Origin of the sequence: Streptomyces monomycini, from assembly GCF_022271435.1 — a bacterium.
GTDB classification, from domain to species: domain Bacteria; phylum Actinomycetota; class Actinomycetes; order Streptomycetales; family Streptomycetaceae; genus Streptomyces; species Streptomyces monomycini.
Window position 1 is genome coordinate 1 of sequence record NZ_JAFIQY010000065.1, and the last position, 24,693, is coordinate 24,693.

Here is a 24,693-nt window from a genome sequence, read left to right on the forward strand (position 1 = left end):
CGGCACGCGGCACGCGGCACGCGGCACGCGGCACGCGGCACGCGGCACGCGGCACGCGGCACGCGGCACGCGGCACGCGGCACGCGAACGGGCCGCCGTCCACTCCTCCGAGTGGACGGCGGCCCGTTCTACGACGGAGGGGCCGTCAGGCCTTGCGGGCCCGCGTCGCCTTCTTGGCCGCCGTCTTCTTGACGGCGGACTTGGCCGTCTTGGCCGCCGCGGGCTCGGCGGCCGTCTTCTTGGCCGTCGCCTTCGTCGCGGATGCCTTCGTGGCCGTCTTCGCGGAGACGGCCTTCCTGGCCGGGGCCTTCGTCGCGGCGACGGTCTTCCGCGCCACGCGCTTCTTCGCCCCGCCGGCCGTGGCCGGTCCCGCGTCGCTGACCCGGTCGCCCAGGATGTCGCGCAGGAACTTGCCGGTGTGGCTGGCGGGGATCGCCGCGACCTCCTCCGGCGTGCCCTCGGCGACGACCAGACCGCCGCCGTTGCCACCCTCGGGGCCCATGTCCACGATCCAGTCCGCAGTCTTGATCACGTCGAGGTTGTGCTCGATGACGATGACCGAGTTGCCCTTGTCGACCAGGCCGGACAGCACCTTGATCAGCTTGCTGATGTCGTCGAAGTGCAGACCGGTGGTCGGCTCGTCCAGGACGTAGACCGTACGGCCCGTGGAACGCTTCTGCAGCTCGGAGGCGAGCTTGACGCGCTGCGCCTCACCGCCGGAGAGCGTCGGCGCGGACTGGCCGAGCCGGACGTAGCCGAGGCCGACCTCGTCGAGCGTCTTCAGGTGCCGGGCGATGGTCGGCACGGCCTCGAAGAAGCTCAGCGCCTCCTCGATCGGCATGTCCAGCACCTCGGCGATGGACTTGCCCTTGTAATGGACCTCCAGGGTCTCCCGGTTGTAGCGCGCGCCGTGGCAGACCTCGCACGGCACGTACACGTCCGGCAGGAAGTTCATCTCGATCTTGATCGTGCCGTCGCCCGCGCAGTTCTCGCAGCGGCCGCCCTTGACGTTGAAGGAGAAGCGCCCCGGCAGGTAGCCGCGGACCTTGGCCTCCATCGTCTCCGCGAACAGCTTGCGGATGTTGTCGAAGACACCGGTGTAAGTCGCCGGGTTGGAGCGCGGCGTACGGCCGATGGGCGACTGGTCGACGTGCACGACCTTGTCCACGAGGTCGTCGCCCGCGACCCGCACATGGCGGCCCGGCACCGACTTGGCGCCGTTCAGCTCGCGCGCCAGGTGGGTGTAGAGGATGTCGTTGACGAGGGTGGACTTGCCGGAGCCGGAGACGCCGGTGACCGCGGTGAGCACGCCGAGCGGGAAGGAGATGGTGATGTCGCGGAGGTTGTTCTCCTTCGCGCCGTGCACCGTCAGCTGCCGCTTCGGGTCGGCGGGCCGCCGCACCTCGGGCGTCACGATGGCCTTCTTGCCGGACAGGTACTGCCCGGTGACCGACTCCTTGTTCGCCAGGAGTTCCTTCATCGTGCCGCTGTGCACGACCTTGCCGCCGTGCTCGCCGGCGCCCGGGCCGATGTCCACGACCCAGTCGGCGACCTTGATCGTGTCCTCGTCGTGCTCGACGACGATGAGGGTGTTGCCCATGTCCCGCAGGCGCACCAGCGTCTCGATGAGCCGGTGGTTGTCGCGCTGGTGCAGGCCGATGGACGGCTCGTCGAGCACGTACAGCACGCCGACCAGGCCGGAGCCGATCTGGGTGGCGAGCCGGATGCGCTGGGCCTCGCCGCCGGAGAGGGTGCCCGCGGCACGGTTCAGCGAGAGGTAGTCCAGGCCGACGTCGACCAGGAACTTCAGCCGCTCGTTGACCTCCTTGAGGACCCGCTCGGCGATCTTCTTCTCGCGGGCGTCCAGCTTCATCTCGCGCAGGAAGTCTGCGCAGTCGCTGATCGACATGGCCGAGACCTCGGCGATCGAGCGGCCCTTGACCGTGACGGCGAGGACGATCGGCTTCAGGCGCGTGCCCTCACAGGTGGGGCAGGGCACCTCGCGCATGTAGCCCTCGAAGCGCTCGCGGCTGCTGTCGCTCTCCGCCTCCTGGTGGCGCCGCTTGACGAACGGCAGGGCGCCCTCGAACGCGGTGGTGTACGAGCGCTCACGGCCGTAGCGGTTGCGGTAGCGCACGTCGATCTGGGTGCGGTGGCCGTTGAGGATCGCCTTCTTGGCGCGCTGCGGCAGCCCGGCCCACGGGATGTCCGTACGGAAGCCGAGGGCGTCGGCGAGCGCGCCGACCAGCCGGCCGAAGTACTCCTTGGTGTGGCCGTGCGACCAGGGGTGGACGGCGCCCTCGTCGAGGGACTTCTCCTCGTCCGGGATGATCAGCTCGGGGTCGACCTCCATGCGCGTACCGATGCCGGTGCAGTCGGGGCAGGCGCCGAAGGGCGAGTTGAAGGAGAACGAGCGGGGCTCCAGCTCCTCGAACGACAGGTCGTCGCGCGGGCAGTACAGGTGCTCCGAATACATCCGCTCGCGCTGCGGGTCGTCCTCGGCCAGGTCGACGAAGTCGAGGATGACCATGCCGCCCGAGAGGCCGAGCGCGGTCTCGACGGAGTCGGTCAGCCGCCGCTTGGCGCTGTCCTTGACGGTCAGGCGGTCGACGACCACCTCGATCGTGTGCTTCTCCTGCTTCTTGAGCTTCGGCGGGTCGGAGAGCTGGATCGTCTCCCCGTCCACGCGGGCACGGCTGTAGCCCTTGGTCTGGAGGTCGGAGAAGAGGTCGACGAACTCGCCCTTGCGCTCGCGCGCCAGCGGGGCCAGCACCTGGAAGCGGCTGCCCTCGGGCAGCTCCAGGACCTTGTCGACGATGGCCTGCGGCGACTGCCGGGCGATCGGGTCGCCGCACTCGGGACAGTGCGGCTTGCCGATCCGGGCGAACAGCAGACGGAGGTAGTCGTAGACCTCGGTGATCGTGCCGACCGTGGAGCGCGGGTTGCGCGAGGTCGACTTCTGGTCGATCGAGACCGCGGGGGACAGGCCCTCGATGAAGTCCACATCGGGCTTGTCCATCTGCCCGAGGAACTGCCGGGCGTAGGAGGAGAGCGACTCGACATAGCGGCGCTGCCCCTCGGCGAAGATCGTGTCGAAGGCGAGCGAGGACTTGCCCGAGCCGGAGAGCCCCGTGAAGACGATGAGGGAGTCTCGGGGCAGGTCGAGCGAGACGTTCCGGAGGTTGTGCTCGCGAGCGCCACGAACGATGAGACGGTCGGCCACGCCGGTCGGCACCTTTCTGGAGAGGGGCGGGAGGCCGCGGCCCAGCTGCGTGCGGCCCTGACGGCGGCGGTCGGGCGACCCGGTCGTCCGGGCGCCGAGCCTGATGGGCACGGAAACTGGGCGAGCCCCCGCCCCAGGGTATGGGGGCTGCCGCGGCGATGTCTTATTGATGCCACACACGAGCCTATAGCACGCGCATTCGAATTGCGGGGTCTGTCGCACCGCTTCACCCGAACGTGTGGTCGCTGATGTCAACGCGCGGCGGTCCGCGTCTCTTCCTCGCGATCACCCACAGGCCGTACCCCCCTTCACCCACGCCCGTCCGGTGTTCCTGGTTCCCTCCGGTACCAGGGCCGCCGCGGTGGGAAACCGGCACCGGAGGGAAGCGTGGCGAAGGTGTCCGAAGTCACGGCCGAGGAGGGCGCCGAGCGGGTGCTGTTCGATTTCTTGGGGCCGTCCGGCGCTTCAGGCCTCGCGCACCGGTGGCCCCGTCCGCACCACCCGTGACAGCACCTCGAACGTGTGCCGCAGCAGCTCCCCCTCTTCCGCGGCGATCTCCTCGACCGGAGCCCCCGCGAGCTGCCGCCGGACGACCGTCGCGTACACGGAGCGGTACGCGGCCACGGTCAGCGCCGCGTCCATCCTCGGCCCGTACGCGTCCGGACCGGAACCCTCGGCCTCCGCGAACAGCCCGGCGAGCGTGCCCTCGAACTCCTCCAGCACCTCACGCCCGCGCGCCATCAACGCCGGCGACTCCACCAGCACCCGCCACCAGTAGCCGACCCACTCCCCCACCCCGGCGAGCGGGTGCCGCCGCTCCAGCAGATCGAGCGCCAGGCCCTGCAGCGCTTCCAGCGGCGAGCACCCCTCCCCCCGCTCCCGCACGGCGCGCGTCGCCAGCTCCACGATCTCGGGGACGCGGTCCAGGAAGAGATCTTCCTTGCGGGGGAAGTAGTTGAAGACCGTCATCGTCGAGACCTCGGCGGCGCGGGCGACCTCGGCGACCGTGACGTGGTCGAAACCGCGCTCGACGAACATCCGGGTCGCTTCGCCGGAGATCCGCTCGCGGGTCCGGATCTTCTTGAGCTCGCGCAGCGAGAGCCCGCCGCCGTCCGCGGCCGCCCGAGGTACGCCGCGCCGCCCGCTCTTCTCCGTACCGTCAGCCATAACCAAAATTTTAGCCGAAACAAATTTTTAGTGACTACACTTCGACGCATGGACATGAAGACAACCGGCGGCACCGACACCTGCCCGGACGTGGTGATCGCGGGCGCCGGCCCCGTAGGACTGATGCTCGCCTGCGAACTCGCCCTGCGCCGGGTGCGCGTCGTCGTCCTGGAGCGGCTGACCGCACCGGACGAGACGATCAAGGCCGGGGCCGTCAACACGCCCAGCGCGGAGGCCTTCTACCGCCGCGGACTGCTGCCCGCGCTCGCCGAGGTGCAGAAGGAGGCACTCGGCCGCTTCGGCTCCTTCATGCGGCAGCGACAGGCGGCCGGGGCGACGCCCGCGCGCGCGGCGCCGAAGTTCGCCGGGCACTTCGCGGGCATCATGCTGCCCGCCGAACTCCTGGACGCGTCCGACCCCGGCTTCCACGACGCCGGACCGGCCGGTGACGTCGGGCTGGTACCCCAACTGGCACTCGAACGGCTGCTCGCCGAACGCGCCGCCGAACTCGGCGTCGTGGTACGCCGCGGAGTGGAACTCACCGGCTTCGACGCGGCGGACGACGGCGTGACGGTGCGCCTGCGCCCGGTCGCGGGGGCCGACGGCGCGGAGGGTCCCCAGGGCGGCCACACGGGTGGAGAAGCGGCTGGAGAGGCAGCGAGGGAGGGTGCGGGAGAGACAGCGGGAGAGACGCTTCAGGCCGGCTGGCTGGTCGGCTGCGACGGCGGGCGCAGTACGGTCCGCAGGCTCGCGGGGTTCCCCTTCCCCGGCACCGCCCCGGAGATCACCGGCCACCAGGCGATGGTGGAGCTGACCGGGTCCGAGAAGCTCGGCGCGGGCTGGAACGAGACGGCGACCGGCATCTACGCCCACGGCCCGCTGCCCGGCCGCATCCTCACCGTCGAGTTCGACGGCCCGCCCGCCGACCGCGACGCCCCCATCACCTTGGAGGAGTTGCAGACCAGCCTGCGCCGGACCTCGGGGACCGACGTGACGATCACCAAGGTGCTCACCGCCACCCGCTTCACCGACAACGCCCGCCAGGTCCCCGACTACCGTTCCGGGCGCGTCCTGCTGGCCGGCGACGCGGCGCACGTGCACTCGCCGTTCGGCGGCCAGGGGCTGAACCTGGGCATCGGTGACGCGATGAACCTGGGCTGGAAGCTGGCCGCGACGATCCACGGCCACGCCCCGGAAGGACTGCTGGACACCTACACCGCCGAGCGGCACCCGATCGGCGCGTGGGTGCTGGAGTGGACCCGCGCCCAGATCGCGATGATGCGGCCGGAGCCGCACGCCCGTGCGCTGCGCGAGGTGGTCCGCGACCTGATCGGCACCGTCACCGGCACCACCTACTTCGTCAAGAAGATCTCCGGCGTGTGGCAGGGCTACGACCTGCCCGGCGACCACCCGCTGACCGGCCGCAGCGCCCCCGACCTGGAACTGGCCGACGGCAGCAGGCTCGCCGGCCACCTCCGGGACGGGCAGGGACTGCTGCTCGTCCTCACCGACGACCCGGAGACGGCCCGGCAGGCCGCGGAGTGCGCCGCCGGGTACGCGGGGCGGGTGCGCGTGGTGACCGGCCGCTGCGCGGGCCGTCCGGAGCTGGCCGCGCTGCTGGTACGGCCGGACGGGAACACGGCTTGGGCCGCCGGTACGGACGCGTGGCAGGACGGGCAAGGGGCGGACGCCGAGGCCGGGGGTGCCGAGGCCGGGGGCGGGGAGGCTGTGGTGTCCGCAAGCGCGGGTACCGCTCCGGTCCGTACGGCCGGTGCGGCTGGTGTGTCCGACGTGACCGGTGTGACCGGTACGGCTGGTGTGGCAACCGCCACCCGTACGCCGGCTGCCGAGATCCGCACGGCAGAGGGACCCGGCGCCCTCGACGACGCGTTGCGGCGGTGGTTCGGCACTCCTGGAACCGCGGCCGGATGACGGACGCGGCACGGCCGGACCGGCTTCCCACCGGCCCGGCCAGGCCCGCCGAGCTGCCCACACGCCGCGCGCGCCGCCCGCGTACGCCCTCCCGCGTACGCCCGGATCCGTGCAGGCCGACTCCCGCAGACGCCGCCGCGGCGCTAGCTTCGGACCATGACCGACAACGTGCCCGACTCCGCGCCGGGTTTCGCACAGGACACCGTCTCCGTCCGTGAGGCGACCGAACGACTGCTCGTCGACGTGGGCAAGTTGGACGACGAGGCGATCGGAGAACCGTCTCTGCTGCCCGACTGGACCCGCGGCCATCTGCTCGCCCACGTGGCACGCAACGCCGACGCCCTGGTCAACCTGCTGACCTGGGCGCGTACCGGCGTCCGTACCCCGATGTACGCAAGTGCCGAGGCCCGTGACGCCGACATCGCCGAAGGCGCCGACCGGTCGCTCGCCGTACACCTGGACGACCTGCGGACCAGCGCCGAGCGCTTCGACGCGGCAGCGGCGGCGCTGCCGTCCGCTCGTCGGCAGTACGAGCTGGAGATGCGCAACGGCGTCCTGGAACGCGCCGCCCGGCTGCCGTTCCGCCGGCTGACCGAGGTCGAGCTGCACCGCATCGACCTCGGGGTCGGCTACGGCATCGAGCAGCTGCCGACGGCCTTCGTCGACGCCGAACTGGCGTTCCTGACCGGGAAGAAGTTCGCGGGACACGTCGACGTACCGGCCGTGGAACTGCGCACCCCCGACGGGCGGCGGTGGCGGACCGGCCGTACGGAGCACACGGGCAGGGTCACCGAGGACACCGGAGACGTCCCGTACCTGGTGGTGTCCGGGTCCCCCACCGAACTGGTCGGCTGGCTCACCGGCCGGGGCAAAGGCACCGGCCTCGACACCCGGGGCGGCCCCCTTCCGGCCCTTCCGCCGCTTTAGGGTGGGTTCATGAGTTACACGGGAGCAGTGAAGGTCGGCGGACCGGCCGACGTGCACGAGCTGGCCGACCTGATGATCTCCAAGGTCGCGGTCGGCCCCATGGACAACAACGCCTACCTGCTGCGCTGCCGCGCGACCGGCGAGCAGCTGCTGATCGACGCCGCCGCCGATCCGCACACCTTGCTCAGCCTGATCGGCGAGGACGGCATCGCCTCCGTGGTGACCACCCATCAGCACGGTGACCACTGGGGCGCGCTGCGCGAGGTCGTGGACGCGACGGGGGCCCGTACGTACGCGGGCCGGTACGACGCCGAGGGCATCCCCGTACCGACGGACGTGCCCGTCGAGGACGGCGACACCCTCACGGTCGGCGAAGTGCGGCTGACCGCCCGCCACCTGGCGGGACACACGCCGGGCAGCATCGCCCTGGTCTACGACGACCCGCACGGGCACCCGCACGTCTTCACCGGCGACTGCCTCTTCCCCGGCGGCATCGGCAACACCTGGGACGACCCGGAGCGGTTCGCCAGCCTTCTGGACGACGTCTCGGCCAAGCTCTTCGACCAGCTGCCCGACGAGACCTGGGTCTACCCGGGGCACGGCTCGGACACCACGCTGGGCACGGAGCGACCGCACCTCGCCGAGTGGCGCGCACGCGGCTGGTGACGGGCCGGAAGGGCCGGCGGGGCGGTCGCCCGTCCGCGCCGGTCCGCGGTGCGGGCCGCCCGCCCGGTCAGCGGACCGGCGGACGGCCTTCCCGTCAGCAGTTCACGGCGGATCGGTCCGGGCGGCCGTTCCGTCAGCAGTTCACGAAGGCCCGGCGCGCGTTGTTGTAGCCGCAGCTGTCGACGCGCGCGCCGGACGGCTTCTTGAGGGTCGCGGTGTCCTTGGTGTTGTTCCACACGTAGGCGCGGCTGTTCTGGTAGCGGTGGGCCGCCGTGTCGCGCCCCTTGCCGGTGTGCACCGTCACGGTCTTCCCCGCCCCCAGGCTGTACGTGCCGAAGGTGTACGTGTGCCGGGAAGCGTCGGTCAGTTTCCAGCCCTTGAGGCTGACGGCGCGCGAGGTGGAGTTCTTGATCTGCACCCACTCGGCGTTGAGGCTGGCGTTGGAGCCGTTGTCGTTGCCGGGGCTGTTGTAGTAGATCTTCGTCAGGTGCACGGACCCGGCGGCGGACGCCGGTGCCGCCGTGACGAGTCCTCCGACCGTGGTGGCTATCGCGAGTGCGGCTGCGGCGGCCGCCTTGGTGTGATGACGCATGGTCCCCCCTCGGGACAGTGCGCGCCGGTCGGGCCGTGGCCGGTGGGGCGACGGTCTCCCTCGGGGCGCGCGGCCAACGATGCGCGCACTGTACGGGGCCGTGGGGGCGCGGGCGCACGGAGGGCGCATACGTGACGTACGCATATGCCCGTACGTACAGGGGAGGCCCCGCGGTGCACCCGCCGGACCTCCCCGAACGCGCCGGAGCGGTGGGACCGCCCCTCAGGACAGCCGGTCAGACGTCCACGGCGTCTTTGGCATCTTCCTTCGTCCCGGCGGCCTCCGCGTTCGCGCGGGCCTGCTTCTTCGAGGCCCGCAGACTCGTGATCGTCGTGACGACGAGGACGGCGCAGATCACGCCGAGCGAGACCGGGATGCTGATCTCCGGAACACTCACACCCGACTCGTGCAGGGCGTGCAGCACCAGCTTCACGCCGATGAACCCGAGGATGATCGACAGGCCGTAGGAGAGGTGCACCAGCTTCTTCAGCAGACCGCCGATGAGGAAGTACAGCTGCCGCAGGCCCATCAGGGCGAAGGCGTTGGCGGTGAAGACGATGTACGGGTCCTGGGTGAGGCCGAAGATCGCGGGGATCGAGTCCAGCGCGAACAGGACGTCGGTGGTGCCGATCGCCAGCATGACGATCAGCATCGGCGTCATCAGGCGCTTGCCGTTCTCGACGACGAACAGCTTGGTGCCGTGGTACTTGTCGGTCGACGGGAACCGCTTCTCGACCATCTTCAGGAAGCGGTTCTCCTCGAACTCCTCGTCCTGCTCCTCCGCACGGGCCTCCTTGATCAGCTTCCAGGCCGTCCAGATGAGGAACGCGCCGAAGATGTAGAAGACCCACGAGAAGTTGGCGATGATCGCGGCGCCCGCGCCGATGAACCCGGCGCGCAGCACGAGCGCTATCAGCACACCGACCATCAGCACCCGCTGCTGGTAGATCGTCGGCACCGCGAACTTCGCCATGATCAGGACGAAGACGAAGAGGTTGTCGACGCTCAGCGACTTCTCGGTGATGAAGCCCGCGAAGAACTCGCCGGCCGGCTGCCCGCCGCCGAAGACGAACAGCCCGAGTCCGAAGAGCGCGGCCAGAGCGACCCACACGGCGGTCCAGACACCGGCCTCCTTGAGGGAGACCTCGTGGGGTTTTCGGCCGCCGATGAAGAAATCGGCGGTGATCAGGGCGCACAGACCGATGATGGTCAGCACCCACAGGGTCAGGGAAACGTCCACTGCTCCTCCGGCAGAGTCGTACGGCACTAACAGCGTCGTCGCTGCCGGAGGTCTCTTCCACCCGAGAGCGCTGGTGCCGCGCTCCCCGAGACGGGCCGACGCCCCGGGATCTCGTCAGTGGTGCGATCCGTGATGACGGGGACGTCGCGCAGGAATACTCCCCTCCGCACCACAAGAGTAAAGGAAGGGCAATGAATAGTAAAGAGTTGGGTAAATGCGCTGGTCAGGTTGGGTTGCGGAGGGGGTGGCGGGTGGGGGCAAGGGCTTGACCGTGGGTGCGGCGGGGGCGCGGACAGGGCATGAGATCGCGCACTTCCCCGGATTCCCCGGGTCCCCCGGTTTTGCCGCCTGCCCCGGTGTGGTCAGCGCTCGCGGGTCCGGCTGTGGCCCTGCGACCGGCGGGCCTCCGCCAGGTCGCCCAGGACCTTGCGGAGCACCCGGCTGCCGTCCGGCACGCGCGACGGCTCGTACGTCCAGGCGTGCCCGACCCAGGGGTCGGCGAGGTGGGCGTCCGGCACCGGCGTCACGCGCAGCAGGGAACGCCACAGCGGGTCCAGCACCGGCCCGTACTCCCGGGCCTCGGACCGGTCGGCGACCATCAGCAGGTGCACGCCGACCGACGGGCCCTCGTCCGCCAGGTAGCGGAGCTGGTTGACGGCGCGGTCGTCGAAACCGTGCGGGAAGTCGTGGACGATCAGCAGCTGCTCGGCGGTGTCCAGGTCCGGTGGCAGGGCTTCCGCGGCCTGGTTGCGGACCGCCATCTGTACGAGGTCCACGCGCCGGGTCAGTTCGCCGAGCACCGCGGTCACGCCCTGCGCGCCGGTGGCCGGAGGCTCGCGGAGCGCGCCCGTCTCCAGCAGCGGCGCCAGAGCGGGCGCCGCCGAGCCGGCCGGGTCGATGACGTGGACGGTGAGTTCGCCGACCGGGTGGGCGGCCAGCAGGCGGGCGGCGAGCGTGACGGCCGTGTCGACCGCCCGGCGCCGCACCTCGGCCGCGTCGAGCGGCTCGGTCCCGTCCGGGCCGCCGCCCAGACCGTCGAGCCCTTCGAGGCCGTCGAGGTCGAAGGCGCTCCCGAACGCGCCGTCGGCCGTCTCCGCGCCGGTGAACGTCTCCGGACGCCCGCTGTCGATCCACAGACCGCGGTTCATCGGCAGCCGTACCAGCATGGGAATGCGCAGGTCGGGGCATTCCGGCAGACGCAGATCACCGAGCCGCACCGCCGTCGGGTACTCCTCCGGCGGCCGGTAGCCCTGCCAGACGGGGCTGCTCCAGGCGGCGAAGGCCGGGGGCAGGGCGGGCTCGACCACCTCGGCTTCGGCGGTGAGCTGGGCGAGATCGCGGTCGAGCACTTCGCGGGCCTGGGCCGCGAGGCGGGCGTGCTTGTCGTGCGCGGCGGCACGCGCCGCTTCGGCGGCCGCTCCCATGCGGTTGCGGGGGTCGGCGTTGACGGCGTCCAGTTCCTTCGCCAGGCGGGACTGGGCGAAGTCCATGGCGCTGCGGTAGGCGGCGACCGTCCGCGACAGGTCCTCGAACATGCCCCAGACCTGGTTGTAGAGCCGCTCTTCCGGGGTCCGGCCGGCGGCGTCACCGGCTACCGGACCGGCGGGGCGCGCCTCGCCGGGCGGGGCTGCGGTGGGGGTGGAGGCAGGGGGCGAGGCAGGTGCGGGTGCGGGTGTGGCGGGTGTGGGAGATGGTGCCGCTGGGGCGCCTTGGCGGGGCTGCGGGGGCGAGGTACGGCGTTTCGGGTGCCGGTAGTCGACGGGGCCGGGTGAGGCGGCTGAAATGGGCGGCACGGCAGGGTCGGACGAGGCAGCGGAGTCGGACGGTGCGGTGGGATCGGACGGCGCGGCAGGGTCGCGTGGTGCGGCGGGGCCGGGTGGTGCGGCGGGGCCGGGTGGTGCGGCGGGGCCGGGTGAGGCGGCGGGGCCGGGTGAGGCGGCGGGGTGGCGCGATGAGCTGGCGCCGGGCGACGCGGTGGGGACCGGTACCGAACGCGCGTGGCCGCTGCGTACCGCTTCCTGGATCTCCGAGGCCAGTCCCGTGCCCGTGGCCTGCGGCAGGCCCTGATCCTGGAGCAGCGCGGCGAGCCCGCCCGCGTACCCCTGCCCGATGGCCCGTACCTTCCAGGCGCCCTGCCTGCGGTACAGCTCCACCGCCACGACGGCGGTCTCGGCGTCGAGGTCGACGAGCGTGTAGCTGGCCAGCTCCGTACCGTCCAGGCCCGTGACGGCGACGAACGGTGCCGCCGCCGCGCCGAAGACCGCCGGGCCGCCGATGCCGACGGGCAGCGCGAGCAGCACGCTCACCCGGTGCACGGCCGCGGGCAGCGCGTCCAGGTCCACCGCGATCCGGTGCTCGGCGGCGGCCTGCCGGGGCACCTCGACGCCGTCGCGACGCGGCGCGCCCGGGTGGGCCACCGCTTCGGCGCCCGCGAGACCACCCCGCTCGTCGGCGAGCGTCACCCCCGCGACGACGGGCCCGCCCGCCGCGATCCTGATCTCCACACGCGTCCGGTCCAGTGGGTGGTTCTGCCCTCGGACAAGCTCGGCCGTCATCGTCGTTCCCCCGGAATGTCGTGCGCCCCGTGCTCGCCGACGGGGCTGGTGCGTGCTTACAGGTACGGCAGGATCGCCGGGACGACGTCCTTGAACGTACGGCCTTCGGACGGTTCGCCGATCGCGGTCATCTGCCAGCCGCTGCCGGAACGGTGCACCTTGCTCATGATCTGCGCGGTGTAGTCACCGCCGCCGGTGAGGGTGTAGCGGGCGAGTTCCTGGCCGGTGGTCTCGTCGACCAGGCGGCAGAACGCGTCCTGCACCTCGGCGAAGGTCTGTCCGGTGAAGGAGTTCACGGTGAAGACGATCTGGTCGATGTGCACCGGCACCCGCGACAGGTCGACGAGGATCGCCTCGTCGTCCCCGCCCTGGCCCGCGCCGCCGACCACGTTGTCGCCGGTGTGCCGCACCGACCCGTCGTCACTGATCAGGTGCTGGAAGAAGACGACGTCCATCGGCTGCTTGTCGGCGAACAGCACCGCCGAGGCGTCGAGGTCGATCTCCCGGGTGCGCGATCCGAACAGGCCGCGGCGGGGCGCCGAACGCCAGCCCAGCCCCATCCGTACCGCGGTCAGCGTCCCCCCGTCGGACTTCGCCAGGCTGATGCCCTGCCCCTTGGACAAGTTGACCGACACGTGCCGTCCCCTCTCGCTCTGTTCTCCCCGTCGCCGCCTCCCCGACGGCTTCCCCCGACCCTATGCACGGCCCGCCCCCGGCACGCACCTGCCCCGCGCTTTGTGGCGTTCCTGCAACACAGCCCGCCTCTTTCGGGTAGCGCCGGGCGATCCCTCTCCCAACGGCGCGGGGACAAGCCCGGGCCGTACGGCAGCAACGGGCCGAGCACCCCGCCGCCACCCGGCCGGGGCGAGCCGATCTGCCGTACGCCGACGAGCCGGAACCGCCACATGACGACAGGCGGCAACCGCCGTACGCCCGGCCACCCGACCAAACCCGCCAGCCCGGCCACCCGACCGACCCCGTCAGCCCGGCCGCCCCGTCACCGGGAGCACCCCTTCGGCGAAGTCGCCCCCTCACCGACCAGCCTCTCGCCGATTCCCCCCGCCAATCGCCTCCTCGCCGATACCCCGTCTCGCGCCCTCGCCCCCTCAGCGCAGCCCCGCCTCCTTCATCTGCCGCAGTTCCTTCTTCAGCTCTCCCACCTCGTCGCGCAGCCGGGCGGCCACCTCGAACTGGAGCTCCGCGGCGGCGGCCCGCATCCGGTCGGTCATCTCCTCGATCAGTTCGGCCAGTTCCGCGGCCGGCCGGTCGGTAGGTGTGCCGCCCTTCGCGGCCTTGCCCTTGGCCGCCTTCCCGCCCAGCGCGGGCACCGGTGCCTTGCCCTTGGCATCCTTGCCTTCGGCCCCCTTGCGGTAGCCGGTGCCCAGCAGCTCCTGGGTGTCGATCTCCTCGCGCGCGAGGGTCGCGACGATGTCGCCGATCTTCTTGCGGAGGGGCTGCGGGTCGATGCCCTTCTCCTTGTTGTACGCGAGCTGCTTCTCCCGGCGGCGGTTGGTCTCGTCGATGGCCCGGCGCATCGCCGGGGTGATCTTGTCCGCGTACATGTGGACCTGGCCGGAGACGTTTCGGGCGGCCCGGCCGATGGTCTGGATCAGGGACGTGCCCGAGCGGAGGAAGCCCTCCTTGTCGGCGTCCAGGATGGCCACGAGCGACACCTCGGGCAGGTCGAGGCCCTCCCGCAGCAGGTTGATGCCGACCAGGACGTCGTACTCGCCGGCCCGCAGCTCCCGCAGCAGCTCCACGCGCCGCAGGGTGTCCACGTCGCTGTGCAGGTAGCGGACCTGGATGCCCAGTTCGACGAAGTAGTCCGTGAGGTCCTCGGCCATCTTCTTGGTGAGGGTGGTGACCAGGACCCGCTCGTCCTTCTCCGTACGCGTACGGATCTCGTGCACCAGGTCGTCGATCTGGCCCTCGGTGGACTTGACGATCACCTCGGGGTCGACCAGGCCGGTCGGGCGGATGATCTGTTCCACATAGCCGTCGGAGCGCGAGAGTTCGTACGAGCCGGGCGTCGCCGACAGGTAGACGGTCTGGCCGACCCGCCCCAGGAACTCCTCCCACTTCAGCGGCCGGTTGTCGAGGGCGGACGGCAGCCGGAAGCCGTGCTCGACCAGGGTGCGCTTGCGGGAGGCGTCGCCCTCGTACATCGCGCCGATCTGCGGCACGGTGACGTGCGACTCGTCGATGACCAGGAGGAAGTCGTCCGGGAAGTAGTCCAGGAGGGTGTTCGGCGCGGTGCCGGGGGCGCGGTCGTCCATGTGCATCGAGTAGTTCTCGATGCCGGAGCAGGAGCCGACCTGGCGCATCATCTCGATGTCGTAGGTCGTCCGCATCCGCAGGCGCTGGGCCTCCAGGTGCTTGCCCTGCTTCTCCATCGTGGCGAGGCTCTCGGCCAGCTCCGCCTCGATCCCGGCGATGGCCTTCTCCATGCGCTCGGGACCCGCGACGTAGTGGCTGGCGGGGAAGACGTACAGATGCTCGTCCTCGCTGATGACCTCGCCGGTCAGCGGGTGGAGCGTGGACAGCGCCTCGATCTCGTCGCCGAACATCTCGATGCGGACGGCCAGCTCCTCGTAGACCGGGAAGATCTCGATGGTGTCGCCGCGGACGCGGAACGTGCCGCGGGTGAAGGCCATGTCGTTGCGGGTGTACTGGATGTCGACGAAGCGGCGCAGCAGCTGGTCGCGGTCGATCTCGTCGCCGATCTTGAGCGGCACCATGCGGTCCACGTACTCCTGGGGCGTGCCCAGGCCGTAGATGCAGGAGACCGAGGCGACCACGACGACGTCACGCCGGGTGAGCAGGGAGTTCGTCGCGGAGTGGCGCAGCCGCTCGACCTCCTCGTTGATCGAGGAGTCCTTCTCGATGTAGGTGTCCGACTGCGGGACGTACGCCTCGGGCTGGTAGTAGTCGTAGTACGAGACGAAGTACTCGACGGCGTTGTTGGGCAGCAGCTCACGGAACTCGTTGGCGAGCTGCGCCGCGAGGGTCTTGTTGGGCGCCATGACGAGGGTGGGACGCTGCAGCTTCTCGATCATCCACGCGGTGGTCGCCGACTTTCCGGTACCGGTCGCGCCGAGCAGGACGACGTCCTTCTCACCACCGCTGACGCGCTGCTCCAGCTCGGCGATGGCCGCCGGCTGGTCGCCGCTGGGCTGATAGGGGCTGACGACCTCGAAAGGCGCCACCGTGCGTTCGATCTTGGATACGGGCCGCATGGAACCAACCGTACGACTCCCCACTGACAACCGGCCGGAAAACGCTCCGACCAGCGGTTCCGCCGACGGACGGCGGTGGGCGGCGTCCGGCGGGGCCGGGCCGCGGCGGACACAAGCCCAGAACCGGCCAGCGGGGCCGGGCGGGCCTTTCCCCGGCCCGCGGGCGTGGCGGCCGGGGCTTCGCACTCCGGGCCGGGCCCGGCACGTACGGATATTGCGCGCCGGGTGAGGGGATCACGGGACCGAGGCCTTCAAACACGGAGCACAGGACACTTCTCGTTCAATTTCTGTCCATCAGACGCCTGTCTTCCGGTACATCCCGGCTGCGACTCTCTGCGCGTCCGACCTCGGATCCACCGTGTTCCCCGTAGGGGTTCCGGCTCCGCTCCCGGCCGACCGAAGCCGGGACGGCGGCCGCGTACCCGGCTCCGACCGGCCCGCCAGGGCCCGGCCCCGGTCCCGGCACGCGTCCGCCTCCACGCCGTCACTAGGAGTCCGTATGCGTATCCGTCCTGTCGCCGCTGTCGCCGGTGCGCTCGTGGGCCTGGCCGCGTCCCTGCTCCCCGCCACCGGCGCGCAGGCCGCCGACGGGCACCGCGGAGTGGAGGTCGTCGCCCACCGGGGCGCCTCCGCCTACGCGCCCGAGAACACCCTCGCCGCCGTCGACGCGGCCGCCGACCTCGGGGTCGCGTGGGTGGAGAACGACGTCCAGCGCACCAAGGATGGCGAGCTGGTCGTCGTGCACGACACGTCGCTCGCCCGGACGACCGACGCCGAGCAGGTCTTCCCGGGCCGTGCGCCCTGGAACGTCGCCGACTTCACGCTCGCGGAGATCGAGCAGTTGGACGCCGGCAGCTGGTTCGGCCCGAAGTTCGCCGGCGAGCGGGTGCCGACGCTGGAGGACTACATGGACGCGGTCGAGGACAACGGCCAGAAGCTGCTGATGGAGATCAAGGCGCCCGAGCTCTACCCCGGTATCGAGCGGCAGATCCTCAAGGAGCTGCGCGAGGACGGCTGGCTGGACCGCCACCACGTCAAGCACCGGCTGATCGTGCAGAGCTTCAACGCCGGCTCGGTGAAAAAGGTGCACAGCCTGCGCCCCGACGTCAAGACGGGCTTCCTCGGCACGCCCGCCGTCGCCGAGCTGCCCAAGTACGCGGCCTTCTCCGACCAGATCAACCCCCAGTACAAGTCCATCGACGCCGGTTATGTCGCGGCCGTGCACAAGATCAAGGGACCGCATGGCCGGCCGCTGGAGGTCTTCACCTGGACCGTCGATGACGCCGCCGGCGCGGTCAAGGCCGCCGGACAGGGCGTGAACGGCATCATCAGCAACAAGCCGGACGTCGTCCGGAACGCCCTGGAGGGCGAGGACCGCTAGGGCGTACCTGCTGGCTGTTGGGCGGTGGCCGGCCCCGGTGCCGCTGTCGGCAACGTCCCTGGACCCGGTTCCGGGGGCGTTGTCAGTGGCAGGCCATAGGCTGATGCCGTGATGAACGCAGAGCGTGATCAGCAGGCCGACTGGGCCTGGCGCGTGCTGGACACCCCCATCGGCCCGCTGCTGCTCGCGGCGACCCGCGAAGGGCTGGCGCTGGTCGGATTCCACGCGGACGAGCGCACCACCCGCCGCGCCCTGGACCGTCTCCGGCAGGCGTTCGGCCGCGAACCGCTCCCGGAGATACCCCACCTGGCCACGGCGGCCGACGAGCTGACCCGGTATTTCGACGGCGGTCTGCACACCTTCACCGTCCCGTTGGACTGGTCCCTGTCCGCGGGCTTCAACGAGCGGGTGCTGCGGGCACTGGCCGCCGGCGTCGCGTACGGCACGGTGGTCGGCTACCAGGATCTCGCCGACCGGGTCGGTGAACCGGGCGCCGCCCGTGCGGTGGGCGCGGCCATGGGCTCCAACCCGCTCCCGGTCGTCGTGCCCTGCCACCGGGTGGTGGCCAGTGACGGCGGCATCGGGGGTTTCGGCGGTGGCCTGGAGACCAAACGCCGGCTGCTGGCTCTGGAGGGCGTCCTCCCGCAGCCTCTCTTCTGACGGACGGAGGCCGGGCCCCTCGGTCCCGTACCGCTGCCCTTCACCGGTCACGCCGACGGCCTCGCGCCCCGGTTCCCTCGGCCCCGCGCCCACCGTCCTCTCGCTCCGCCCGAACGAAAGACGCGCATCTGCCATGTCCCGCCAGGTAGCCCTGCTCCGCGGCATCAACGTCGGAGGCCACAAGAAGTTCCCCATGGCGCAGCAGCGCGAGCTGTTCGCTTCGCTGGGCCACACGGACGTGACGGTTCTCCTGCAGACCGGCAACATCGTCTTCGCCGACCCGGGCACGCCGCCCGCTGAGACCGCCCGCCGCATCGAGGCGCGGATCGCCGACGACCTGGGTTTTCCCGTCCCGGTGATGGTCCGCACGCGCGACGAACTGGCCGCCACCGTCGCGGCCAATCCGTTCCCGGAGGCGGAGGCGGAGCCGAAGACCCTGCATGTGACGTTTCTGTCCGGCATACCCGCCGACGTGGCCCCGCTGGCGGCGCTGGATTCCGGCGCCTACGCCCCGGACCGGCTGCGACTGATCGGCCGCGAACTGTACCTGTGGTGCCCGGGCGGAATCGGCCGCTCCAGGCTCGCCGAGGCCGTGTCCCGCGCCCGGCTCGGCGTGATGGCCACGGCCCGCAACTGGAACACGGTGACCAGGCTGCTGGCCTTGGCCGACGCCTGAACGGCCCGGCGCGGCGGGCGCTCAGTGGAGGGACGCATCGGCCGGGCCCGCTCAGTGGAGGGAGGTATCGGCCGGACCCGTGGCGAAGCGGGTGAACCGCACCCGCAGACCGGCCCGCTGCGGCGCGCAGCAGAACGGCCCGGCGGTCGCCTTCGCCTCCGGGTCGAGGGGCGCCAGCCGCACCATGCGCCACGGCTCCTGTTCACGCCGCGCCCGTACGGTCAGCGCGTCACCGCTGCGGCTCACGCGCACCGTGACCTCGTGCCCCGCCCAGGACGGTACGGGCGCCAGCGACCAGTCCGACCACTCACGGGTGACCACCGCGCCCAGCTGGGGCGCGCCGTCGCTCATTTCCACCCCCGCCTTGATCCAGGTGCGGTCGTCCACCCGCACCATCACCCCGGCCTGGTCGTACAGTTCGTCGAAGGCGGCGATGAAGGAGACTTCGACGGCCGAGTCCGCGGGGAAGGCCGTCAGCAGTGCGTGGCCGGTGTCCCGGGCGAAGCCATAACTGGTCCGCCGCCAGAAGTCACTCCCTTCGGCGGCTGTGACGACCAGCGTGCCGCCGCCCGTCGCCGCCGGCTCCCGCACCGCTTCGGGCGGTGGGTTCAGCCACCGCGCCGCGTCCGTGTCCCAGCCGATGTCCGCCATGCGCAGCGCCCCTCCCGGATTTCCGCGCGTCGTGGTGATCGGCTCACGCCAACCGGCGCTGCCCTCAGCCGTGACGGGTTGTCAGCGGCGGGGTCAGCCGTGTCCGTTCCAGGCCGGGCGGTCGGGATCGTCCGCCTTCACGACGACATCGGCGGCCTCCTCGGGCCGCACCTCCACCTCGTACCGCGCGAAGGCGGGCAGCGTCCACCGCTCGTCCTGCGGAGTGCGGCGGGCCAGCGCGGCGGACGACAGCTTCAGATGGACCGACAGGTCGAAGGGGAACCAGTGGCCGAACAGCAGCGGACCGTGCAGAAGCAGTACGCCGCCCGGCGGCAGTTCGGCATACGGGCTGCGCGTGGCCCGGTCCGTCCGAGGGTCCCACAGATCCGGCAGCACCCGCCCCGTGCCGCCCGGGTCGAGTGGTGTGAGCACCTCCCGCCAGAGCGCCTGCCGGTCGAACCACGTGTCGTAATACGCGTCGGGGTCTTCCTTCCCGTACTCCAGGCGCAGGGAGGCGGGCCGCAGGAAGCCGTCGGCCGCGACGACGTGTACGGGCCTGCCGCGCAGCCGCAGCGCTTCGGCGAGCCGTCCGGCAACGCCGGCCGGGCGGGCGGCCGGCGCCCCGTCGACGGCGACACGCAGCCATGGCCCGCCGTCCGCCGACGCCGTCGCACCGATGCGCTCGGCGAGCGCGTCCGTCAGCCGGTCCCAGGTGATCGCTTCGAGCCGCACTTCTTCATTGTGCCGGGCGCGGCGGGCGGGCGAGCACACCGGTTAGGGTTGCCGGTCGAGCCAGGGGTGAAGGGTGAGGCGTGTGGGGGAAGCGGTCACGGACGGGCAGAGGTGGCTGCGGGTTCCGGTCGGCCCGGAGGCGCCGCAGTGGTCCACCCGGGTCAGGGCCGCGCGCGTCCTGTTCGTGGTGCACAACGTCACTTCCGCCACCCGGCTCCTGGACGTGCTCCCTCTGTTCGACGCCGACCCGCGCGTCCAGTGCCTGGCCACCTGTACGGGTTCCTCGCCGTATCTGCACGGCGTACCGGAACTGCTGGCGGACGCCGGGCTGCCGGTCCTGCCCTGGGAGCAGGCCGTGGAGACCCCGGTGGACCTGGCGGTCAGCGCGAGCTACGGCGGTGAACTGCACCTCATCAGAGGGAAGTTGGCCATCCTGTCGCACGGCATCGGCTACAATAAGAGGCTCCCCACACCGGACACCGGACACCGGACACCGGACACCGGACACCGGACACCGGACACCGGACACCGGACACCGGACACCGGGAGCCGGGGCCGGAGGGGGGATGCCGGGCGAGCGCCGGTTTTCGGGCTCTCACCGGAGTGGCTGCTGCGGGACGGTGTGCCCGTCGCGACGGCGACCGTCCTGTCCCACCCCGAGCAGCTCGCACGCCTCCGCCACGCCTGCCCGCCCGCTGCCCGTACCGCCGTCCTGGCCGGTGACCCCTGCTTCGACCGCCTGCTGGCCGCGCTCCCCCACCGGGACAGCTTCCGCCGCGCCCTCGGCGTGTCCGCCGGCCAGCGCCTCGTCGTCGTCAACTCCACCTGGGGGCCGCGTTCCCTGTTCGGCGATGCCGACGACGTCTTCCCCCGGCTCCTGGAGAGCCTCACCCGCGAACTGCCCGTCGACTCCCACCGCTGCTGCGCCGTCCTGCATCCGAACATCTGGCACGGTCACGGCCCTGGTCAGGTACGTGCCTGGCTGCGCCGTGCCGAGCAGGCCGGGCTGACCGTCGTCCCGCCGCTCGGGCCGTGGCGGCAGGTCCTGGCCGCCGCCGACGCCGTCATAGGCGATCACGGCAGCGTGACGTACTACGCGGCCGCCCTCGGCACGCCCGTCCTGCTCGGCGCCTTTCCGGAGGCAGACCTCGACCCGGCGTCGCCCGTCGCCGAACTGGGCCGCACGGCTCCCCGGCTCCACCCGTACGAACCGCTCCTCCCCCAGCTCGACGAGCTGCTGGCCCGCCACCGCCCCGACCGTTACGCCCAGCTCACCGCCCTGGCCAGTTCCTCTCCGGGCGGCTCGGCCGCTCTGCTCCGGCGCACGTTCTACGGCCTCATCGGCCTCGCCGAGCCCGGCACTCCGGCTTACCTGCCGCGGCTGCTCGATCCCTCGTACGGTGGTCTGCCCTCCGACATCCCGCCCGCCTCTCCGCTCCTGGCCCCCCTCCAGGTCCTGACCCACCTGCGCGACCACCGCCCCGCCGCGCATCCCGAGATAGCCGTCACCCGCCATGCGGAAGGCGTCGGCGCGGCAACGTACCCACCTCCGGCCCCGAGCCCGGAGCCGACCACGGCCCCGGCCTCACCTCCGCCTGCCGCCCCCACCGCATCCCACGCCTCTCCCCACGCCACCTCACACACCCCTGCGCACCCCGGCGCCCACACCGCCGTCCATGAGGACGTCCCGGACGCCACCCGGCTCGCCCTCGCCGACCTGGTGCTCCACGACTCCCGGCCCGAACCCGCGGCGTGGACGCAGGAGGCGATGCGACGTCACCGGCACTGCGCCATGGCCGCGTGTGTCACCGCGCCGGACACCTGCCTCGTACGCATTCCGGACGGGCGTCTGGTCACCCTCACCGCGGCGCCCGGCGCGGACGGCCACCTCGACCTGTGCGATCCAGCCGTCTACGCCTCGGCCCTCTACGCCTGGTACGAGCGCGGAAAGCCCGTCGAGGAACTTCTCGACGGCCTGGTCGTGGTCACGGGCGGCACCGGCCACCACGTGCAGGTCACGATCACTCCTCCTCGCTGACCTCCCCCTCCGGAGACACCCTCCGCCGGGCCGCCTCCACCCCGTCGAGCCGTGCCCGTACGGCACCGGTCCTGGGTGATCCCGTTCTCTCGTGGCAGTCGAGCGCTGCTCGCAGACACCGGATCTCACCCGCCGCGTCCCCGGCCAAGGCGGCCCGGTCGGCGCGCAGCTCCGCCAGATCCGCCTGCTGGACGACCGAGCCTTCCGCCGCCATGACCGAAGCAGCGCGCCCGAGCGGCTCGTCCGCCTCCTCCGCACGTCCGGCGTCGAGCAGGGTCCGTCCGAGGCTCATCAGCACCCTGGCCTCGTTGTACGGGTCGGGCAGCGCGCGTATCAGCTCCTGCGCGTGCCGCAGCTGAACGACCGCTTCCTCGTAGCGGCCCATGCCCTGGAGCGACCGTCCGAGGTGGTGTTCGAGCAGGGCCAGCGCACGCGGGTCGCCGACCTGCCGCGCCAGGCGCCTGGCCGACCGGAAGCACTCGGCGGCCTCGCCCCACCGTTCCTGCCGCAGGTGCAGCAGTCCCAGGGACTCCACCGCCGTCGCCTCACCCCGCACGTGTCCGGCCCGCCGGTCCGCCGCGGCCGCCTCCGCGAACTGCGCCCGCGCCTGGCCGTACTCCGCCAGTCCCAGATGGGCGAAGCCGAGCTGGGCGCGCATCCGCCCTTCGGCCTCGGAGCACTCCTCCGCGCACCGGACGGCGGCCTCGACGCCGAGCCGGTGGGTGGAGACCCACTGCTGGTGGTAGCCGAGCCGTAGGTGCAGTCCCCACATGGCCTCGCACAACTGCCACGTCAGGTCGTCGAGTCCGTGGTCGTCAGCGGCCCGGACCGCCTCCGCCAGATTCTCCCGTTCGTCCCGCAGCCAGGCCAGCGCGCTGATGCCGTCCTCGTAGGCCGCGGGCCGGCCCGCCAGCCGTGTGTACGCGGGCCCCAGGTGCCAGCGGCCGGGCAGCACGCACGCGTCGGCCGCGGCCGCGGCCCGCAGGTACCAGAGCAGCGTACGGCGGACGGCTGCCGCGGCCCCCGCGATGCCGTCCTGGGTCAGCGCACGCTGTTGCGCGTACTGCCGCCACAGGTCGTGAAACCGGTAACGCGCCTGGCCAGAAGCGTCGATCCGGCCCTCGGGCCCGGCTTCCGTCGCGCGCTCCGCGCCGGTCGCGTCCTCCAGCAGCCGCGCGTCGGCGAGTTCGGCGAGCAGAGGGCCCGCCGCGTCCTCGGGTATCCCTGCGGCCGCCGCGGCGGCGCCCGGCGTCACATGCCGCCACGGTCGCAGACTCGTCAGCCGGAACAGCCGGGCCGCGGCCTCCGAGAGATGCCCGTACGAGGCGTCCATCGCGCCGCGCATCGGCTCGTCCGGCGCGGTGCCTGGGGTGGTGGCCGGTGCGGCGGCTGGAAAGGTGGCTGGGGTGGCGGCCGGTGCGGTGGGGGCAGCTGCGGAGTCCGGGGAGGCGGACGGTGTGGCGTCGGCCGCCGTGTCCCCTCCGTAGGGGGCTCGCGCTGCCTCGTCGTCCCCGTCGTCGCCGCTCGTGCTCATCTCGCGCTCCAGCAGTTCCCAGTCCGGCTGTCGCCGGCCGGCGGCGCGTGCCCCGATCGCGCACAGCGCGAGCGGCATGCCGCCGCACCGCCGCGCCACCGCCTCGACACCCGGGCCCGTACCGCCCAGACGGGCGAGCAGCCCCACCGCGTCGGGGGTGCGCAGCGGTCCGAGCCGTACGGTGTGCGCGCCGTACTCGATCACGAGGCGGCCGAGGTCGGCCCGGCTGGTCACGATCGTCAGGGAGCCCGGTGCCGCGGCGAGCAACGGCCGCACCTGCGCGGCGGAATGCGCGTCGTCCAGCACCGTGAGGATGCGCCGGTCCGCCGTCACGCTGCGGAACGTGCTCTCCTGGGCGTCGGGGTCCGCCGGTATCCAGTCCCGGTGGACCCCGAGGTCCCGCAGGAAGCGCGACAGCACGTCGGACGGCGCGGCAGCGGTCGTGGCGGACGCCCCGCGCAGGTCCGCGTACAGCTCGCCCTGCCCGAATCGTCCGCGCAGCGCGGCGGCCAGGCGCAGGGCGGTGGCCGACTTGCCCACGCCGCCCGGCCCCCACAGGACGACCACGAGTGGAGCTCCGACGTCCCCCGCACCGTCGGCGTCACTCCTCGGCGACGCCTCGTCCAGTAAGCGCGTCACCTCGGCCAGTACGGCGTCACGGTCGACGAAATGGCGGGTTCCGGGAGGCAGCGTACGAGGCACCGGTGCGCCCGGCATGATCGCCGGGGCGGTCTCCTGGATCGTCACCGTGCCGATCGTCCGGGCCTGTACGACGGCTCCGTACACCGTCCCGCCGCTGATCTCGTTGCGCACACCGGCGGCGGCTGGAACGGGGTCAGGGGCGCCCGGCTCCCGGTCAGCCACGAGCGGGCCCTTCGCCGAACCCGCCGCCGCGCCGGTCCAGCCGGGTGACCACACCGGCCTGGATGGTCGTCCCGTGGTGCACTCCGCCGCTGATGGAGTTGTGCACCTCTCGCACCTCGATCCTGGTGCCCTCGTCCGGCCGCAGTTCCGCCAGCAGCCGCCGCAACTCCTCGGCTGCCGCCGGGTCGTCGCGCAGGGCCCGCCGCAGCCGCACCCGCCACTCGGCCGCCACGTCGGCCGCGCCGTCCTCGTCACCGTCGCGCTGCGCGGTCACCAGCTCCGTGCGCGACACTTCCAGCTCTCCTTCGAGCGCTTCTTCCTCACCGCCGCCCCGGCGCCGCGAGAAGAACGCCGCCACCCGTTGCCGCGCCTGCGTCCAGCCCTCGGTCACCATCTGCTGCACCAGCGCCGTCGCCCCCGCCGTCGCGAGCGCCGTCAACTCCGCGTCCATCGGTCCCCCCTTGTTCCCGCCGTACGAACCGTACGAGGTGTACGGACGGGCTCGCTGTCACGGTGCGTCGCTGCCACGGTAGGGGAAGGTGTCCCCCGCCCGCTTCGCCCGTTCCCTCCGCTCGCCCCTCCGACTCCTACTTCTCCCAAGCTACTTGACCCCACTGAC

Annotated in this window: 18 protein-coding genes; 7 read left to right on the forward strand and 11 right to left on the reverse strand. The window is 72.0% G+C overall.

The window, feature by feature from the left end; translation table 11 throughout:
* Positions 1-145 precede the first annotated feature (145 nt).
* Positions 146-3,223 (reverse strand): excinuclease ABC subunit UvrA, encoded by a 3,078-nt coding sequence (gene uvrA, locus JXZ78_RS38435; protein ID WP_033039435.1) that lies wholly within the window; start codon positions 3,221-3,223, stop codon positions 146-148.
* A 465-nt stretch (positions 3,224-3,688) separates the two neighbouring features.
* The gene (locus JXZ78_RS38440) at positions 3,689-4,390 is read right to left on the reverse strand and encodes a TetR/AcrR family transcriptional regulator (RefSeq protein WP_030023532.1); all 702 of its coding nucleotides are present in this window, start codon (positions 4,388-4,390) and stop codon (positions 3,689-3,691) included.
* Between the two features lie 54 nt (positions 4,391-4,444).
* Between JXZ78_RS38440 and JXZ78_RS38445 the strand changes: the two genes are divergently transcribed.
* From JXZ78_RS38445 to JXZ78_RS38455, 3 genes are all read left to right on the forward strand, one after another.
* Complete coding sequence (locus tag JXZ78_RS38445) at positions 4,445-6,322, forward strand: FAD-dependent monooxygenase (RefSeq protein WP_033039441.1); 1,878 nt, start codon at positions 4,445-4,447, stop codon at positions 6,320-6,322.
* Between the two features lie 156 nt (positions 6,323-6,478).
* Positions 6,479-7,249 carry a maleylpyruvate isomerase family mycothiol-dependent enzyme gene (locus tag JXZ78_RS38450; protein WP_030023535.1) on the forward strand — a complete coding sequence of 257 codons (771 nt, stop codon included), beginning with the start codon at positions 6,479-6,481 and terminating at the stop codon, positions 7,247-7,249.
* Between the two features lie 9 nt (positions 7,250-7,258).
* Positions 7,259-7,915: an MBL fold metallo-hydrolase gene (locus JXZ78_RS38455; protein ID WP_030023536.1), complete on the forward strand. Its 657-nt coding sequence runs from the start codon at positions 7,259-7,261 to the stop codon at positions 7,913-7,915.
* Between the two features lie 133 nt (positions 7,916-8,048).
* Here the strand turns inward: JXZ78_RS38455 and JXZ78_RS38460 are convergent, their stop codons facing one another.
* The 5 genes from JXZ78_RS38460 to uvrB all read right to left on the reverse strand — a co-directional run bounded on the left by JXZ78_RS38460 (position 8,049) and on the right by uvrB (position 15,538).
* Positions 8,049-8,507, reverse strand: a complete 459-nt coding sequence (locus JXZ78_RS38460) for a lamin tail domain-containing protein (protein WP_030023538.1) — start codon at positions 8,505-8,507, stop codon at positions 8,049-8,051.
* Positions 8,508-8,742: 235 nt separating this feature from the next.
* Positions 8,743-9,747, reverse strand: coding sequence for a TerC family protein (locus JXZ78_RS38465; protein WP_030023539.1), 1,005 nt, complete (start codon positions 9,745-9,747; stop codon positions 8,743-8,745).
* 362 nt (positions 9,748-10,109) lie between these two features.
* Positions 10,110-12,302, reverse strand: a complete 2,193-nt coding sequence (locus tag JXZ78_RS38470; RefSeq protein ID WP_238783673.1) for a TerD family protein — start codon at positions 12,300-12,302, stop codon at positions 10,110-10,112.
* A gap of 56 nt (positions 12,303-12,358) precedes the next feature.
* Complete coding sequence (locus tag JXZ78_RS38475; protein ID WP_030023542.1) at positions 12,359-12,937, reverse strand: TerD family protein; 579 nt, start codon at positions 12,935-12,937, stop codon at positions 12,359-12,361.
* A 471-nt stretch (positions 12,938-13,408) separates the two neighbouring features.
* A complete protein-coding gene (uvrB, locus tag JXZ78_RS38480; protein ID WP_030023544.1) occupies positions 13,409-15,538 on the reverse strand; it encodes an excinuclease ABC subunit UvrB in 2,130 nt (709 codons plus the stop codon).
* Between the two features lie 499 nt (positions 15,539-16,037).
* Between uvrB and JXZ78_RS38485 the strand changes: the two genes are divergently transcribed.
* The 3 genes from JXZ78_RS38485 (at position 16,038) to JXZ78_RS38495 (ending at position 18,255) form a co-directional block, all read left to right on the forward strand.
* Positions 16,038-16,919 carry a glycerophosphodiester phosphodiesterase gene (locus JXZ78_RS38485; RefSeq protein ID WP_030023545.1) on the forward strand — a complete coding sequence of 294 codons (882 nt, stop codon included), beginning with the start codon at positions 16,038-16,040 and terminating at the stop codon, positions 16,917-16,919.
* Positions 16,920-17,030: 111 nt separating this feature from the next.
* Complete coding sequence (locus JXZ78_RS38490; RefSeq protein WP_050502906.1) at positions 17,031-17,579, forward strand: methylated-DNA--[protein]-cysteine S-methyltransferase; 549 nt, start codon at positions 17,031-17,033, stop codon at positions 17,577-17,579.
* A 133-nt stretch (positions 17,580-17,712) separates the two neighbouring features.
* Positions 17,713-18,255 carry a DUF1697 domain-containing protein gene (locus JXZ78_RS38495; protein WP_030023549.1) on the forward strand — a complete coding sequence of 181 codons (543 nt, stop codon included), beginning with the start codon at positions 17,713-17,715 and terminating at the stop codon, positions 18,253-18,255.
* Between the two features lie 51 nt (positions 18,256-18,306).
* Here JXZ78_RS38495 and JXZ78_RS38500 read toward each other — a convergent pair whose 3' ends face one another.
* Positions 18,307-18,906 (reverse strand): DUF1349 domain-containing protein, encoded by a 600-nt coding sequence (locus tag JXZ78_RS38500; RefSeq protein WP_030023550.1) that lies wholly within the window; start codon positions 18,904-18,906, stop codon positions 18,307-18,309.
* A gap of 93 nt (positions 18,907-18,999) precedes the next feature.
* A complete protein-coding gene (locus JXZ78_RS38505) occupies positions 19,000-19,638 on the reverse strand; it encodes a nucleoside/nucleotide kinase family protein (RefSeq protein WP_030023552.1) in 639 nt (212 codons plus the stop codon).
* Positions 19,639-19,720: 82 nt separating this feature from the next.
* On the opposite strand from JXZ78_RS38505, the gene JXZ78_RS38510 reads away from it, so the two are divergent.
* Positions 19,721-21,676 (forward strand): hypothetical protein, encoded by a 1,956-nt coding sequence (locus JXZ78_RS38510; protein ID WP_238783674.1) that lies wholly within the window; start codon positions 19,721-19,723, stop codon positions 21,674-21,676.
* On the opposite strand, the gene JXZ78_RS40935 is transcribed toward JXZ78_RS38510, so the two are convergent.
* Together JXZ78_RS40935 and JXZ78_RS38520 are read right to left on the reverse strand one after the other, a co-directional pair.
* On the reverse strand, positions 21,660-24,074 hold the full coding sequence (locus JXZ78_RS40935) for a tetratricopeptide repeat protein (RefSeq protein WP_050502911.1): 2,415 nt from the start codon (positions 24,072-24,074) through the stop codon (positions 21,660-21,662). The two genes, JXZ78_RS38510 and JXZ78_RS40935, sit on opposite strands and share 17 nt — an antisense overlap.
* Complete coding sequence (locus tag JXZ78_RS38520) at positions 24,067-24,525, reverse strand: hypothetical protein (protein WP_030023557.1); 459 nt, start codon at positions 24,523-24,525, stop codon at positions 24,067-24,069. The genes JXZ78_RS40935 and JXZ78_RS38520 overlap by 8 nt, the downstream gene beginning before the upstream one ends.
* Positions 24,526-24,693: the final 168 nt, after the last annotated feature.